At 67.9% G+C, this 15618-nt stretch carries 14 protein-coding genes; 2 read left to right on the top strand and 12 right to left on the bottom strand.

Translation table 11 applies throughout. The features are described from left to right. Window positions 1–3: 3 nt before the first annotated feature. From E3T34_RS14100 to E3T34_RS14050, 11 genes are all read right to left on the bottom strand, one after another. On the bottom strand, window positions 4–1074 hold the full coding sequence (locus tag E3T34_RS14100; RefSeq protein ID WP_134343350.1) for a glycosyltransferase: 1071 nt from the start codon (window positions 1072–1074) through the stop codon (window positions 4–6). Further along, the gene (gene ftsW, locus E3T34_RS14095; RefSeq protein ID WP_104099521.1) at window positions 1071–2312 is read right to left on the bottom strand and encodes a putative lipid II flippase FtsW; all 1242 of its coding nucleotides are present in this window, start codon (window positions 2310–2312) and stop codon (window positions 1071–1073) included. The genes E3T34_RS14100 and ftsW overlap by 4 nt, the downstream gene beginning before the upstream one ends. After that, window positions 2281–3837, bottom strand: coding sequence for a UDP-N-acetylmuramoyl-L-alanine--D-glutamate ligase (gene murD, locus E3T34_RS14090; protein ID WP_241977421.1), 1557 nt, complete (start codon window positions 3835–3837; stop codon window positions 2281–2283). The genes ftsW and murD overlap by 32 nt, the downstream gene beginning before the upstream one ends. Beyond that, window positions 3837–4928 (bottom strand): phospho-N-acetylmuramoyl-pentapeptide-transferase, encoded by a 1092-nt coding sequence (gene mraY / locus E3T34_RS14085; protein ID WP_134343348.1) that lies wholly within the window; start codon window positions 4926–4928, stop codon window positions 3837–3839. Before mraY ends, murD begins: the two co-directional genes overlap by 1 nt. Further along, on the bottom strand, window positions 4925–6337 hold the full coding sequence (murF, locus tag E3T34_RS14080; RefSeq protein ID WP_134343347.1) for a UDP-N-acetylmuramoyl-tripeptide--D-alanyl-D-alanine ligase: 1413 nt from the start codon (window positions 6335–6337) through the stop codon (window positions 4925–4927). Before murF ends, mraY begins: the two co-directional genes overlap by 4 nt. Further along, window positions 6338–7882: a Mur ligase family protein gene (locus E3T34_RS14075; RefSeq protein ID WP_134343346.1), complete on the bottom strand. Its 1545-nt coding sequence runs from the start codon at window positions 7880–7882 to the stop codon at window positions 6338–6340. Window positions 7883–7895: 13 nt separating this feature from the next. Then, complete coding sequence (locus E3T34_RS14070) at window positions 7896–9674, bottom strand: penicillin-binding protein 2 (RefSeq protein WP_241972993.1); 1779 nt, start codon at window positions 9672–9674, stop codon at window positions 7896–7898. A gap of 107 nt (window positions 9675–9781) precedes the next feature. Next, on the bottom strand, window positions 9782–10384 hold the full coding sequence (locus E3T34_RS14065; RefSeq protein WP_134343345.1) for a hypothetical protein: 603 nt from the start codon (window positions 10382–10384) through the stop codon (window positions 9782–9784). After that, a complete protein-coding gene (rsmH, locus tag E3T34_RS14060) occupies window positions 10381–11334 on the bottom strand; it encodes a 16S rRNA (cytosine(1402)-N(4))-methyltransferase RsmH (RefSeq protein ID WP_104099527.1) in 954 nt (317 codons plus the stop codon). The genes E3T34_RS14065 and rsmH overlap by 4 nt, the downstream gene beginning before the upstream one ends. 96 nt (window positions 11335–11430) lie before the next feature. Then, window positions 11431–11862, bottom strand: a complete 432-nt coding sequence (mraZ, locus tag E3T34_RS14055; RefSeq protein WP_104099528.1) for a division/cell wall cluster transcriptional repressor MraZ — start codon at window positions 11860–11862, stop codon at window positions 11431–11433. A 263-nt stretch (window positions 11863–12125) separates the two neighbouring features. After that, window positions 12126–12617: a DUF3040 domain-containing protein gene (locus E3T34_RS14050; protein WP_338145468.1), complete on the bottom strand. Its 492-nt coding sequence runs from the start codon at window positions 12615–12617 to the stop codon at window positions 12126–12128. On the opposite strand from E3T34_RS14050, the gene E3T34_RS14045 reads away from it, so the two are divergent. Continuing rightward, window positions 12582–13703: a polyprenyl synthetase family protein gene (locus E3T34_RS14045; protein ID WP_134343344.1), complete on the top strand. Its 1122-nt coding sequence runs from the start codon at window positions 12582–12584 to the stop codon at window positions 13701–13703. The two genes, E3T34_RS14050 and E3T34_RS14045, sit on opposite strands and share 36 nt — an antisense overlap. A 13-nt stretch (window positions 13704–13716) precedes the next feature. On the opposite strand, the gene E3T34_RS14040 is transcribed toward E3T34_RS14045, so the two are convergent. Further along, window positions 13717–14061 carry an Rv2175c family DNA-binding protein gene (locus E3T34_RS14040; RefSeq protein ID WP_104099531.1) on the bottom strand — a complete coding sequence of 115 codons (345 nt, stop codon included), beginning with the start codon at window positions 14059–14061 and terminating at the stop codon, window positions 13717–13719. 142 nt (window positions 14062–14203) lie between these two features. On the opposite strand from E3T34_RS14040, the gene E3T34_RS14035 reads away from it, so the two are divergent. Further along, entirely contained in the window at window positions 14204–15520 is a 1317-nt protein-coding gene (locus tag E3T34_RS14035) for a LysM peptidoglycan-binding domain-containing protein (protein WP_134343343.1), read from the top strand. The last annotated feature ends 98 nt before the right edge of the window (window positions 15521–15618 follow it).

Below are 15618 nucleotides of genomic sequence, written 5' to 3'. Positions count from 1 at the left end.
TGATCAGGCGAGGGCGGCGTGGATGAAGTCGGTCATTCGCACCGAGCCGTCGAGTCCCCCGACGGATGCCGCCGCGACGCCCATCCGGCGCACGCGCTCCCGGTCGGTGAGCACGGGAACGAGCTCGTGCTGCACCCAGTTCGGCACGAAGTCCGCATCGTCGACGAGGATCCCGCCGCCGGCGCGCACGACGTCCGCCGCGTTGAAGCGCTGCTCGCCGTTGCCGACGGGGTACGGCACGTAGACGGCCGGGATGCCGAGGGCGCTGAGTTCGCACACGGTTCCGGCGCCGGCCCGGGACACCGCGAAGTCCGCCGCGGACAGCGCCAGGTCCATCCGGTCGCAGTAGGAGATCAGGCGGTGGTGGTGCAGACCTGGGTCTGTCACCTCCGACTTCTCACCGGTGATGTGCAGCACCTGCCAGCCGGCCCTGATCAGACCGGGAGCCGAGGAAGCGATGGTGTTGTTCAGGCGCCGAGCGCCCAGGGATCCGCCGGTGACCAGCAGGGTGGGGCGGTCGGCGTCGAGGCCGAAGAACGCCAAGGCCTCCGGGCGCGCCTGAGCCCGGTCAAGCTCGGCGATCTCGGGTCGCAGCGGCATCCCGACGACGGTCGGGTGGCGGATCCGGGTGCCGGGAAAGGCCACCGCGACATGGCGGGTGAACCAGGCGCCGAGCCGGTTGGCCAGCCCGGCCCGGAAATTGGCCTCGTGGATGACGATCGGCACCCCCGCCCGGCGTGCCGCGAAGTAGGCCGGGGTCGAGACGTAGCCGCCGAACCCGACGACGACGTCGACCGTGCGGAACCGGATCAGATCGGCCACGTCGCCAATGGCACGGTTCAGCCGTGGCAAAAAGGAGAGGGCCTGTCGGTTCGGCCGGCGTGGGAAAGGCAGTCGGGGAACGAAGACGAGCTCGTAGCCGCGGGCCGGCACCAGGCGGGCCTCGAGGCCCTCCCTGGTGCCGAGAACGATGACTGTCGCATCCGGTTCCCGGCTCATGATGGTGTCGGCGACGGCCAGCAACGGGTTCACGTGGCCGGCGGTTCCGCCCCCGGCCAGCAGATAGGTGGTCACTCTCGGGCTCCTGACGTGTCGGTCGACATGGCGGTGCGTCGTGGCGGCTCCGCGTGGTCGCCCCGGGTGAATGAGAGCACGATGCCGATCGCACCGAGGGTCGTGAGCAGGGCGGTGCCGCCGGCGGACACCAACGGGAGCGGAACACCCAGCACCGGGAACACGCCCAGGACCACGCCGATGTTGACGAAGGCCTGGCCGATCAGCCAGACGAGCACGGCGGCCGTCGACACGCGGGCCTGCAGGCTCGTGCTGGTGCGCATGATGCGCAGGAACGCGAAGGCCAGCAGGATGAACATGAATAGGACGACGATGGCCCCGATCAGTCCGAGTTCTTCGCCGACGATGGCGAAGATGTAGTCGTTGTCGGCCGCGGGCAGCCAGGACCACTTCGCTTTGGAGTTGCCGAGCCCGACGCCGAAGATCCCGCCGTTAGCGAGTGCCCAGGTGCCGTGCAGCGGCTGCCAGCAGGGTGCCGAGATGGGGCCGTCGAGCTCTTCGCAGCCGGCTCCCATGAAGCTCAGGATGCGCGTCATCCGGTTCGTGCTCGTCAATGCCATCAGAACCGCGAGCACGACCCCGGCGCCGAGAGGCACTGCCAGGAGGCGCAGTCGAACGCCGGCGAAGAACAGGGCTCCGAAGAGGATACCGGCCATGATCAGGACGGTTCCGAGGTCACCGCCGATGAGCACGAGCAGCACGGCGCCGCCGCCCACGCCGAAAACCGGAATGTACACGTGGCGCCAGTCGTCGAGCCGTTTCTCCTTCTGCGACAGGATCATGCCCAGCCAGACGACGAGGGCGAGTTTGATCGCCTCGGAGGGCTGGAACTGGACTCCGCCGACCGACAGCCAGTTGGTGTTGCCGGCCACCTCGACGCCCAGCGGCGTGAACACGACCAGGCATTGCAGGAGACAGGCGACGATGAGCAACGGCCACGCCACACGCCGCCAGAACTTCAGCGGCAGATGGCTGATCATCAGCATCACCGGAACGCCGATCAGCGCAAATCCCCCCTGGCGCAGGACGGTGCCGAAGAAGCCGGTGTTCTCCAGGTAGGAGTCGACCGAGGAAGACGACAGCACCATGACCAGGCCGAACACGACGAGGAACAGGGTCGTGCCGAGCAGCAGGAAATAGCTCGCGGACTCGGCCTTGAACACCCGGCCGAAATGAATTCGGGTGGAGGCGACGGGCGCGGCCTGCCTAGGCGCCGGGGTTCGAGGCGGAGTCTTCATCCGCCTCACCTCCCAGGTGCTCCCGCACGGCTTCTGCGAACAACCGGCCCCGCTGGGCGTAGTCGGTGAACTGGTCCATAGACGCCGCGGCCGGGGCCAGCAGCACGACGTCACCGGTTTCTGCGAGACCGGCCGCGAGGCGGACCGCCCCGGGCATCACCTGACCAGTGTCGTCGGCGTCGATCTCGAACACCGGCAGCTCCGGCGCGTGTCGCGCGAATGCGTCCCGTAACACGGAGCGGTCGGCTCCGATGATCACGGCCCCGCGCAGGTGGCCGACGTGCCGGGCTACCAGGTCATCGACATCGACGTCCTTGAGCAGGCCGCCGACCAGCCAGACGACGGTCTCGAAAGCGGTGAGCGAAGCATCCGCCGCATGCGGGTTGGTGGCCTTCGAGTCGTCGATCCAGCGGATGCCGGCAAACTCGGCAACGATCTCGATCCGGTGCGCGTCGAGGCGGAAACCCTCCAGGGCGTCGTGGATGACGCCGGGCGCGACGCCGAAGGACCGGGCCAGAGCGCTGGCAGCGAGGATGTCAGCGAGCAGGTGCGGCGCGCTGAGCCCGTGGGCCCGGAGTTCCGGCGCGGTGGTGATCTCGATGGCGGTCTCGAACCGGTCCTCGTGGAACGCGCGGTCGCAGAGGATGCCCTCGACGATGCCGAAGTCGCTGGGCCCGGGGGCGCCGAGGCCGAAGCCGATGGCCCGGGCACCCTCCTGCACGTCGGCGTCCTCGACCATACGGATGGTCGCGGCATCCGCCTTGTTGTAGACGCAGGCCACCTGGGTATTGGCGTAGACGGTGGCTTTCGCATCGCGGTACGCCTCGGCCGAACCGTGCCAGTCGAGGTGGTCGTCGGCGATGTTGAGGCAGACGCTGGAGAACGGCACGAGGGCGCCGGGACCGGTGCGGGGCAGGTGGTGAAGCTGGTAGCTGGAGAGTTCGACCACGAGCACGTCCCAGCCCTGCGGGTCGCGCACGGCGTCGAGGACGGGCACACCGATGTTGCCGCAGGGTGCGACGCGCAGGCCGGCGGCGGCGAGCATGGTGGCCGTCAGCTGCACGGTGGTGGTCTTGCCGTTGGTGCCGGTGACGAGGATCCACTCGGCCGCGGGCCCGACCTTGTCCCGCAGGCGCCAGGCCAGCTCGATGTCTCCCCAGACCGGTACCCCGGCCCGAGCGGCCCAGAGCAGCAGAGCGTGGTCGGGGTGGTAGCCGGGCGAGGCGATCAGAACCTCCGGCCGGTGCCGGGTCAGTTCATGCGGAACGACGCCCGGCGCGGCCTGCACCAGTCCCGCCCCGATCACGTCGAGCAGGCGGATGGTGTCGGCAGGAGCGTCCCCCGCCACGACGAGCACATCCGCGCCCAGTTCGACGAGGGTGTCGGCGGCTGCGAAGCCGGTGACGCCCAGACCGAGCACGGCGACACGGAGGCCGGACCAGTCGGAGTGCCAGCTGGTCAACCCGTCGAGGCGCGCGGCGTCAGCCCCAGCGGCCCCGGCCTCATCGGCGTGGCGACCAGCCACTAGCTGGCCAGCCATTCGAGGTAGAAGGTGCCGACGCCGGCGGCCACGAACAGCCCGCCGATGATCCAGAAACGCACCACCACGGTGACCTCGGCCCAGCCCTTGAGCTCGAAGTGGTGATGGATGGGGCTCATCAGGAAGATGCGCTGGCCGCGGGTCACCTTGAAGTAGGCGCGCTGCACGATCACCGATCCGGCCTCGATCACGAACAGGCCGCCGATCAGCACGAGCAGCAGTTCGGTGCGGCTCAGGATGGCCAGGGCGGCGAGGGCGCCGCCGATGCCGAGCGAACCGGTGTCGCCCAGGAAGATCTTGGCCGGCGAGGTGTTCCACCAGAGGAAGCCGATCAGGCCGCCGACGATGGCCGCGGAGACGATGGCCAGGTCGAGCGGGTCCCGAACGTCGTAGGCGCGGTAGAGGTCGGCGATGTCCGCTCCCCCGAAGCGGGCCTGGTTGGACTGCCAGAAGCCGATCACGATGAACGCGCCGATCGACAGGATCGACGACCCGGTGGCGAGCCCGTCGAGGCCGTCGGTGACGTTGACGCCGTTGGACGTGGCCGTCACGATCAGACAGATCCACAGCACGAACAGGGAGATGCCGATGATGCTGCCCAATTGCATGAAGTCCAGCGGCAGATCTCGCAGGAACGAGATTTTAGTCGACGCCGGCGTGACGCCGTTGGCGTTCGGAAACTGGATGGCCAGGATGGCGAACGTGCCGGCCACGAGAACCTGACCGGTGATCTTGGCCCAGCCGCCGAGCCCGAGGCTGCGCTGGTTCCGCGTTTTCAGGAAGTCGTCGACGAAGCCGACCATGCCGAGGCCCACCATCATGAACAGCACCAGCAGCGGCGACGCCGTGACCGGGGACCCGGTCAACCACATCGCCGAGAAATAGCTGACCAGGGCGCCGAGGATGATGATGATGCCCCCCATGGTGGCCGTGCCGCGCTTGGCGTGGTGGCTCTGCGGGCCGTCGTCGCGGATGAACTGTCCCCAGCCCAGCTTCTTGAACAGCCGGATGAACAGCGGCGTCAGCGACAGGGTGAAGACGAGGGAGAAGGCTCCGGCCATCAAAAGTGCTCTCACGAGAACCACTCTCCCAGACGGTCGCCCAAAAATCTCAGGCCGGCGGAATTGGAGGATTTCACCAGCACGGTGTCCCCCGGTTGCACTGTGGCGCAGAGCAGGTCGAAGGCCTCGTCGGCATTCTCGACGAAGGCCGACTCCCCGTCCCAGGATCCCTCGTTGATGGTGCTGATGTGCATGCGCCGCGCGCCGCGCCCGACCACGATGAGCTGGGAGATGTTGAGGCGCACGGCGAGCAGCCCGACGCGGTCGTGCTCCTCACCAGCCAGTTCGCCCAGCTCGCTCATCTCGCCGAGAACCGCGATGGTGCGCCGGCCGGGAACTCCGATCTGAGCGAGGGTCTTGAGCGCCGCCGTCATGGAGTCCGGGCTGGCGTTGTAGGCGTCGTTGATGACGGTCACCCCGTCCCGGCCGCCCATGACCTGCATGCGCCAACGTTCGGCGGTCTGCACGGATTCGAGGGCGGAGACGATGTCGTCGATCGCGACCCCCAGGATCTCGGCGGCGGCGGCGGCGGCCAGAGCGTTCATGACATGGTGTTCGCCGAGCACCTGAAACGCCACCGGGCGGGACTGGCCCGAGGCCAGGTGCAGCGTGAACGTCGTTCCGGACGCGGAGGCGTGCACCGCGGTCGCGCGCACTCCCTCCTCGCTGTACTGGCCGAACCAGACGATCCGGGCCCGGGTGGAGGCGGCCATACCGGCGACGCGCGGGTCGTCGGTATTCAGCACGGCGACATCCGTCGCCAGCAGCTCGGTGACCATTTCGGTCTTCGCGCGGACCGTGGCTTCGATGCCTCCGAATTCGCCGGCATGGGCGAGGCCGACCTTGAGCACGATCCCGATGTCGGGACGGGCCATCCGGATGAGCCGGGCGATCTCTCCGACGCCGCTCGCACCCATCTCCGCCACCAGGAAACGGGTGTCGCGGGTCAGTTCGAGCATGGTCAGCGGCGCGCCGACCTCGTTGTTGAAAGATGCGCGGGCCGCGACGGTCGGGCCGACGCGCTCGAGCACGGCGCGGAGCAGGTTCTTCGTCGTGGTCTTGCCGTTGGATCCGGTGACGGCGACGATCTTGAGGTTGCCGGCTTCCCGCACGCGGGCCACGACGTCGGTGGCGAGGGCGCCGAGGGCGAGCACGGCGTCCGGCACGACGATCTGCGCCACGGGGAGATCAAGGTGTCGTTCGACGATCAGCAGGGTGGCGCCGCGTTCGACGGCGGCTGGGGCGAAGAGGTGGCCGTCAGTCACCGCACCGGGCTTGGCCACGAAGATGGAGCCGGGAACGGTGTCGCGCGAGTCGGTGTGCACCATTCCGTCGGTCACGGAGTCGATGCTCCGAGAGGTTCCGTCCAGGTGGAGCGTGCCGTCGACGGCCAAGGCGATCTGGCCCAGGGTCAGGGCGATCATCTACAGCCACCCCGCATCGCGCAGCGCCTGGCGGGAATCGTCCCGGGCGGAGTACGGAATCTTCACGCCGGCAACCTCGTGGTAATTTTCATGGCCGGGTCCCGCATACAAGATCGCGTCGCCTTCTTTCGCTAGGGACAGCGCCGTCCGGAACGCCGTCCGGGGGTCGGGCACCTCATGGAACTCTCCGCCGGGCACGGCCTCCCGTGCGGCAGCGAGCAGAGTGGCACGAATGGCCGCGGGGTCCTCGAACCGAGGGTGGAAGTCGGTGATCACGACGACATCCGCCCCGCGGGCAGCGATCGCCCCCATGTCCGCCCGTTTCGTGGTGTCGCGGTCGCCGTCGGCGCCGAAGACCATGATCAGTCGGCCGGGAGTGAACTTACGGATGGCGGCGAGGGTGTTCAGGAACGCGTCCGGGCTGTGCCCGTAGTCGATGTAGACGAGCGGTCCCGTGTCCCCGGAGATGCGCTCAGCGCGCCCGGGGATGTAGACGTCGATTCCGCCGTCACGATCGAGGGAATGGGCGATCGCCTCGAGGTCGTAGCCGGATTCGACCAGCATCAGGATGGCCAGGGCGGCGTTGGCGGCCATGAACCAGCCGACCAGGGGAACCCGGGTCTGCAGGCGGCGCCCTTCGGGGCCCTCGAGCAGGAACTCGGTGTACAGCGCGCTCTCGGAGACGATGGACATGTGCCAGTCGGCGGCGACGTCCGGGTTGCTGCTCAGGGTGGTGACGGGGATGCGGCACTCGTCGACGATCCGGCGGCCCCAGTCGGAGTCGACCGTGATGACGCCCCGCCGGGAGCGGTCGGGCTGGAACAGCTCGAGTTTGGCCTGGAAGTACTCGTCGAGGCCCGCGTAGTCGTCGAGGTGGTCGTGACTCAGATTCGTGAACCCGGCGACGTCGAAGACGAGCCCGTCCACGCGGTGGCGGGTCAGCGCCTGGGCGGACACCTCGATCGCAACGGCGCGCACCTCGGCCTCTCGCATGCGGGAGAGGAGGGCGTGCAGCTCGGTTGCCTCCGGGGTCGTCAGCGAGCTCACCACGGCGAGGTCGCCGATGCGGCGCTCGGCCGTCGAAGTGAGGCCGGCCACGACGCCCAGATGGTTGAGCAGGGCGAAGAGGAGATAGACCACGCTGGTCTTGCCGTTGGTGCCGGTGACGGAGAAGAGCGTGGCCGGATTGGCGTCGGTGCGGTAGATCCAGGCGGCGACGGCACCGAGCGCGGCGCGCGCGTCCGGGGTCACCAGGATCGGCAGGCCGCTGTCGGCGGCCAGCACCGCCCCGGCCTCATCGGTCAAAATCGCGACCGCACCGGACTCGCGGGCGCCGGCGGCGTAGGACGCGCCATGACTCGCGCGCCCGGGAACGCCGACATAGAGGTCTCCAGGCTGAACGGTTCGGGAGCTCAGGCTCACGCCGGTGACCTCGAGGCCATCGACATCGCCGTGCACATACAGTTCGAATTCATCGACCAGTCCCGACAACGATCTGGGGACCGGATGCTGAGGACGGAGAGCCGAGGGTGCCAATTCGGTCACGGGGCTCGCTTTCTTACCAGGTACCGGGAAGGGCAGGCGCGGTGGCGCCCGAGGGGACTGCCCGGTACTTCTTCAGCACCTGACTCATGACCTCTTGAAAGATCGGAGCAGATGCCGCGGAAGAGTTCAGTTTAACAGGGTCGGCGAGGCTGACCGAAACGACATACTGCGGATCGTCGCCCGGAGCGAAGCCGGAGACCGACACCAGGTACCCCTTGGTGTACCCACCCCGACCATCGGGCATCTGCGCCGTCCCGGTCTTCGCGCCCACCCGGTAGCCCGGAATCTCCCACGTCCTGGCCAGCCAGGCCTTCTGGTAGACCATCTCGAGGATGTCTGCGGTCTCCCGGGCGGCGGCGGCCGACACGACCGGAGTACCGACCGCTTCGGGCACGTCGGTCATGCTGCCGTCAGCGTGGCGGCAGCCTGCGACCAGTTGCACGGGCATCCGCACGCCGTTGTTGGCCAGGGTCTGGTAGATACTGGAGACCTGGATGGCCGTGGTGGTGAGCCCCTGACCGAACATGGTCGCGTACTTGGTCTGGTTGTCCCAATCTTCGAAGGGGCGCAGGGTGCCGGATTCCTCGGCGAGGAAACCGGACTCCGAGGCCGAGCCCACACCGAACTTACTCATATAGTCGTAGCGCTGCTGGTCACTGATCAACTCGCCGAACTTCGACATGCCCGTGTTCGAAGACTCGATCATCACGCCCGTGAGGGTGAGGTTCAGGTCGGCGTGGTTTGAGCTATCGTTCACGTTGGCACCGTTGGGCGGCAGGTACCGGTAGGGCGCGACGACCCGGCTCAGCGGGGTGGCGGCCCCCGCGTCGAGAACGGATGCCGTGGTCAGCGCCTTGTACGTAGAACCGGGCTCGAAGGGGGCGGTGAAGGCCCGGGAGCCGCGGTCCTCAGCGTCGGGGGTGCCGTTGACGTTGTTGGGGTCGACCGACGGGTAGTCGGCGACCGCGACGAGCTTCCCGGTCTTCACCTCCTGCACCACCACGTTGCCCCAGGCCGCGCCTGTGGCGACGGCCTGTTCGGCCAGCACCTGCTGCACGAACCATTGCAGGTCGGAGTCGATGGTCGTGACGACGTCGCCGCCGTCCTTGGCCCGGACCGTGGTGACGGTGCTCTGGGGCAGGCGCACGCCATCCGCTCCCTTCTCATAGGTCTCCGTGCCGTTGGTGCTCGCGAGGCAGGCGTCCTGCCCGAGCTCGATGCCGGCCTGAGCCTCTCCCCCGGAGGAGACGAATCCGACCAGGTTGCCGGCCACGGCGCCATCCGGGTAGACCCGGCCCGGGTTCTTCTCGGCGTACATCCACGGGATGTCGAGCTTGTCGATGGCCCGGAACACCGAGACGTCCACGGCCCGCACGACGACGGCGTAGTCGGAGTCCTTGTCGGCGGCCAGGGAGCCGGAGATGATCTGGAGGATCTCGTCGCCGGTCTGCCCGGTGAGGGCGCCCACCTCCGCGGCCGCCTGCGCGACCGTCACGGTCACGTCCCCATCGTCGGTGGTGCGGTCGAATTCCGCGGCGTTCCGCGGAGACAGGGTGATGTCGTACCGCATGACCGTGCCGGCCAGGACAACCCCGTTCGTGTCGACGATGTCTCCGCGGGCTCCGTAGACGGGCTGCTCGACCGACCGGTTGCCCAGCGAGTCGGCGCTGAGCGTCTCGGCGCGCACGACCTGGATGTCGACGAGCCTGACCACGAATACGGCCACGAACACGAGCAGGATCAGGATCGTCGCGGCACTGCGCCGCCTGCTGGACCGGGAGCTGCTCGCCACCTGCGATTCCTTACTGCGGCCGGGGCCGCGGGTTGGGCGCGTTCTGGGAACGAAACTAACGGGAGGCGGGCGGGACGTCCCTCGCGAGACGGGCGAACCGGGGCGGGCTAGCGGGTCGTGGGCGTCGGCAGAGCGTTGGGTTCGGCTGCCGGGGCAACCGGGGCGACCGCCGCGGGGCCCTCGGCCGGTGAACCGCCGAGGCTGGCTCCCTGACCGGTGGTCTGCGGCAGTTCCGTGACCAAAGGTACGCCGACGAGGAGCGAGTTGGGCACCAGGCTCGCCGTACCGGCCGAGCTTCCGCTGGCGGAGGCGGGCGCTCCGAGAACGGCGGCGTCGGACAGGCGGAGGTACACCGGGTTGGAGTTGCTGACCATGCCGAGTGCTTCCGCGTTCGCGGCCAGGCTCTGCGGGGACGAGACCCGCACGAGGTCCTCGGTGACGCTCTCCGCCGTGCGCCCGAGTTCGACCTGGCTGGCCTGCAGCCGGGACACCTCGTAGGCGGACTGGGAGATCCCGACGCTCAGCAGCAGCTGAGCGAGCACGATGGCAGCCACGCCGGTGACGGCCGAGAGTGCGTAGACGATCTTCGGACGCGCGTGACGCTGGCTGCGCGGCGAGACGATCTCGATGTGGCGAGGCTCCGGCACCGAAGCGGTGTCGGGGGTGCTCTCCCAGTTGGGTCGTGGTGCGCGTGCGAGGTTGTCACTCATGCGGCTCTCCTCAGTCGCTCGGCGGCGCGAAGGCGAACCGGCGTTGCGCGCGGGTTTCTCGCCTTTTCTTCGTCCGAGGCCAATTCGGCCCCTCGGATCACAAGCTTGAACAGTGGTTTGTGTTCGGGAAGTTCGATCGGCAATCCGGCAGGGGCGGTGGAGCCGGATGCCTTTGCCAGGGACTTCTTCACGATCCGGTCCTCGAGGGACTGGTAGGCCATGACGACGATGCGCCCACCGACCGCGACCGAATCGAGCGCTGAGGGAATGGCGCGCTCGAGCACGGCGAGTTCCTGGTTGACCTCGATGCGCAGCGCCTGGAAGACCCGCTTCGCGGGGTGTCCGGCGCGCTGAACAACAACCGGTGTGACGGCGGTGATCACGGAGACCAGCTGGGCCGACCGCACGAACGGGGTGGTCTCCCTGGCCTCGACGATGGCCTTGGCGTAGCGTGCCGCCAGCTTCTCCTCGCCGTACTCGTGGAAGATCCGGCGCAGCTCCTGCTCGCTGTACGTGGCCACGATGCGCTCGGCCGTCAGGTCGCTGGTGTTGTCCATGCGCATGTCCAGCGGCGCGTCCTTGGAGTAGGAGAAACCACGCTCGACCCGGTCGAGCTGGAGCGAGGACACGCCGAGGTCGAAGAGCACGCCGGACACCTCGCGGATGCCGAGGCCGGCCAGCGCGTCCTGAATACCGTCGTAGACGGTGTGCACGAGGTGAACCCGGTCGCGGAACGGCTTCAGCCGCTCCTCGGCGATCGCGAGGGCGTCGAGATCCCGGTCGAGTCCGACCAGGACGAGCCCGGGGAACCGCTGCAGGAACGCCTCGGCGTGCCCGCCCATGCCGAGAGTGGCGTCGACGAGCACGGCGCCGGGTCGTTCCAGTGCCGGTGCGAGCAGCTCGACGCAGCGGTCGAGCAGAACTGGGGTGTGGATATCGTTGATGGCCATAGTCCCGGGTGGTTCCTGATTCCTGATCCCCATCCATTCGTCTCTGCCACCGGGGAAGTGTGTCAGGCAGAACGGCTGGGAGTCAGGCGTCAGGAGCTAGATGAGTCCCGGAATCACCTCCTCCGTGATGTTCGCGAATGGTTCTTCCTGTTCGGAGAGGTACGCGTCCCAGGCGGCGGTGTCCCAGATCTCTACCCGGTTGCCGGCGCCGATCACGGTGAGGTCCCGGTCGAGCCCGGCCCAGGCGCGCAGGTTCGCGGGGATGGTCACCCGGTTCTGCTTGTCGGGCTGCTCTGCGCTCGCGCCGGAGAACATCATGCGACTGAAGGAGCGCCCGCTCTGGTCCGTGAGCGGCGCCTGGGAGATCTTCGCGTAGTACGCCTCGAACTCCCGGGTCGTGAACACGTAGAGGCAGTTCTCCTGGCCTCGGGTCATGACGATCCCGGGAGACAGCTCGTCCCGGAATTTTGCGGGAAGGATGATGCGGCCTTTTTCGTCGAGCTTGGGGGCGTACGTGCCAAAGAACATTCATCCCCCCTCTCATCCGGTCACGGTCCAGATCTTGCTCCACTTTACTCCACTTTGATCCACCAAACAGAATAAACGCGCAAATATTGGAGAAATTCACCCTACTGATCCGCATGAAAACGGAGGAAAGCGGAGTGGAGGGAAATTCAAGGCCGGGTTTCATTTCGCGCCGTTTTCGGGCACAAAAAAAGGGCCGATCGGATGATCGGCCCTGTCTGCGAGGTGCGGTGGAGCGGAAGTGCAGTCGAGCGGTGGTGAGAAGGTTACTGCTGGCCGTCCTGGCGACGATCCCAGCGTTCGTTCATGCGATCCATGAAACCGCGCTGAGACGACCGCTGCTGCTGGTTCGGACGGGAGCGCGGAGCGGATGCGGACATCCGCCGGGCGGACTTGCTGGGCGTGGTCGCGAACAACACCCCGGCGAACATGATGATGAAGCCGAGGACACCGAGCCAGAGCTGCTGGATGGCCACGCCGGCGATGAGAGCACCGATGCCGGCAACCGCGGCCAGAACCCCGATGGAAATCGAGCGGTAGTCGGGCCGGAGGCTGCTGCCTCCGACGGTCGCCACGAAATCGGCGTCATTGTGGTAGAGGCCGCGCTCCATTTCTTCGAGGAGTCGCTGCTCTTGTTCCGAAAGCGGCATCTCATTCCTCCTGTTTGGGATCGCGCTGTGCTTCACCGATTCTAACCCCGCCGTGATGGCTAGGCTAGGCAAGTGGCGCAAAGCAATCATCTGATCGATCTGGTTCATTCTCGCATCGACGAATTCCTCGAAACCCGTTTACCAATTGTGACTACCATCAGCTCCGATCTCACGCCGCTGGTGGAGTTCTCACGGCAGTTTCTCAGCGGTGGCAAACGCTTCCGGGCGCTGTTCTGCTACTGGGGCTGGCAGAGCGTCGGCACAGGCGGATCCACTGGTGCGAACGGGGATTCCGACCACGCCCTGACCGCGCTGGTGCCGGTCATCTCCGCGGCGGCGGCCCTGGAAATCTTCCATGCGGCAGCACTCGTCCACGACGACATCATCGATAATTCGGATACCCGACGCGGCGCGGCCTCCGCCCACAAACTCTTCGAGGGCATGCACGGCCAAAGCGGATGGGCAGGCAGCCAGGTCGCGTTCGGCCGGGCCGCCGGAATCCTTCTCGGCGACCTCTTGCTGGGCTGGAGCGATGAGCTGCTCGACGAGGGGCTCGCGGCAGCGGCCGACGCGTCGGCCGCGGCCCGGGCACGGATAGAATTCAACCGGATGCGCACCGAGGTCACTGTGGGCCAGTACCTCGACATCTTCGAAGAACGCGCCTGGTTCTCCCAGCCCGAAACAGAACTCTTCGACCGGGCGCTGCGGGTCATCGTCTTCAAGTCGGCCAAGTACAGCGTGCAGGCGCCGCTCGTGATCGGCGCAGCCCTGGCCGGCGCCGGCCCGGACCACCTCGACGCCCTGCGTGCCTTCGGACTGCCGCTAGGCATCGCATTCCAACTTCGGGACGACCTGCTCGGGGTGTTCGGCGACGCCTCTGTCACCGGCAAACCGAGCGGTGACGACCTCCGCGAGGGCAAACGCACTGTACTGGTCGCTCTGGCGCGCGAGAACCTGACGGACACGGCCCGCGAGAACCTGGACGCGCTCCTCGGCGACCCGCTGCTGACGGAAGCACAGATCGGGATGTTGCAGCGCGCCATCGTCGACAGCGGCGCCGTCGAGCGGATCGAGGCGCTCATCGACTCGAACGTCGCCGAGGCCCTCGCAGCTCTCAAGGGATCACCGATCAGCGGCGCGGTCACGACGCGGCTGATGGAGCTGGCCGAGACGGTGACCCGCCGGGCGTTCTAGGAGCGCGGAAAAGTCAGGCGAGCGCCTGGGCGACCCGGCGCACTTCGGCCTTACGGCCGGCAAGCAGCGCCTGGACCGGGGGAACGCCGAGGCTGCCGTCGACCTCAAGGAGCCAGCGCATCGCCTGCTCGTCACTGAAGCCGTCGTCGGAGAGCACGATCAGCGTGCCGCGCAGCTCGGGCAGCGGGGCGCCGTCCCTGATGAACGCGGCGGGAATCTGCAAGGGGCCGTTGTCACGGCGCATGGCGAGCAGCTGCTTGTCGTCGATCAGCTGACGCACGCGGCTCTGGCTGACGCCGAGCACCCGGACGAGGTCGGCGATGGACAGCCACTCTTGATCTGAGAACGATTCGGTCACTCATCAAGCCTCCCATGATTCGACGGGGCGGACAAACTCTCATGGCGCAAACGCGCGTGTTGATGCCCAGAATGGGGGCCAACCTGATTGACTGGGCAATGCTGTGCCAGCACCGCTGTCGCACGCAATCGACGGGAGCGGAATGTCGGCACCAGCCAGCAGGAACAGTCCAGCCAGCAGCACCAGCGACGCGAATTCTTCGACGCCCGGTGCGGGCCACCACCGGCACGCCACCGAACGACGGGGTCTGGGCATCCTGGTCACCGTCCCGCTCGTGGTGATCAGCACGATCGCGATCAGCCTGAACCTGGCGTCGCCGGCGGATGCCGCCACCATCGCGAAGAAGCCGCTCAAGAGCAAGAGCATCCTGCCGACCGCGGTGCCCGCCGGCGCAGGTCGGCAGAGTATCGCCGCCGTCGCGGCGCCGACCCAGTACCAGGTCGTCGAAGGCGACACCGTGAGCAGCGTGGCCGGACGATTCGGTCTCTCCACCGCATCCGTGCTCGCCCTCAACGGCCTTGGCTGGTCCGCGGTGATCTTCCCGGGCCAGATGCTGACCCTGGCCGGTCTGGCGCAGCCGTCCGCTCCGGCTCCGGCGCCCGTCGCCGCCGAGATCTCGCGGTACCTGATCCAGAGCGGGGACACGCTTTCCGGCGTTGCCGTCGCGCACGGGCTCTCCCTCGAGGCCCTGCTCCGCGTGAACGGGCTCGACGCGGGCAGCATCATCTTCCCCGGGCAGGCCGTCGTGCTGCCGCCGGGCGACGGTGCCGCGCCGGTCTCGGCCGCGCCGGCCGCAGCCTTCGCCCCGCTGAATGCTTCCGGCACGCACACGATCGCCGCCGGCGAGACCATCGGAGCCCTCGCGGCCGCGGCGGGCGTCTCGGTGCAATCCGTTCTCGACGCCAACGGCCTCGGCTGGTCCAGCATCATCTACCCCGGCCAGGTCCTGTCGATCCCGTCCGGCTCCGTTCCCGCGGCGCCGGCGATGGAATCGGCGATCCTCATCGAGGAGGCCGCCCCTGCGCCGTCTGCAGCGCCCGGCGAGGTCACGCCGCTCAGCGAGGACATGCGCCGGTACGCCGAAATCATTATCGCGAGCGGTCGCCGCGCGGGTGCCGGCGACTCCGCAATCGTGATCGCCCTGGCCGCCGCGGCCCAGGAATCCGGGCTGCGCAACGTGCAGTACGGCGACCGCGACTCCCTCGGCCTCTTCCAGCAACGCCCCAGTTTCGGCTGGGGAACCCCCGAGCAGGTGCTCGACCCGGAGCGGGCCAGCCTCGCCTTCTTCGGCGGCCCCGTGAACCCCAACCCCGGCATCACGCGCGGACTGCTCGACATCCCCGGCTGGGAGTCGATGACCGTGACCGAGGCCGCGCAGACCGTGCAGATCTCGGCTCACCCGAACCACTACGCGAAGTGGGAAACATCGGCCCGGGCCTGGCTGGCCGATCTCGGCTGACCTGCAGCTCGCATCCGCTCAGGCTTGAAAACCCTGACTTGCGAGTGTTCCGGCACAGGGAACGGCTTCGCAATCCCTAGACTCGACTAGTGAGCGAT

The organism is Cryobacterium sp. TMT1-62 (assembly GCF_004403145.1).
Classification (GTDB): Bacteria; Actinomycetota; Actinomycetes; order Actinomycetales; family Microbacteriaceae; genus Cryobacterium; species Cryobacterium sandaracinum.
The sequence above is the reverse complement of the archived record's forward strand: the minus strand, read 5'-3'. Positions and strand labels throughout refer to the sequence as shown.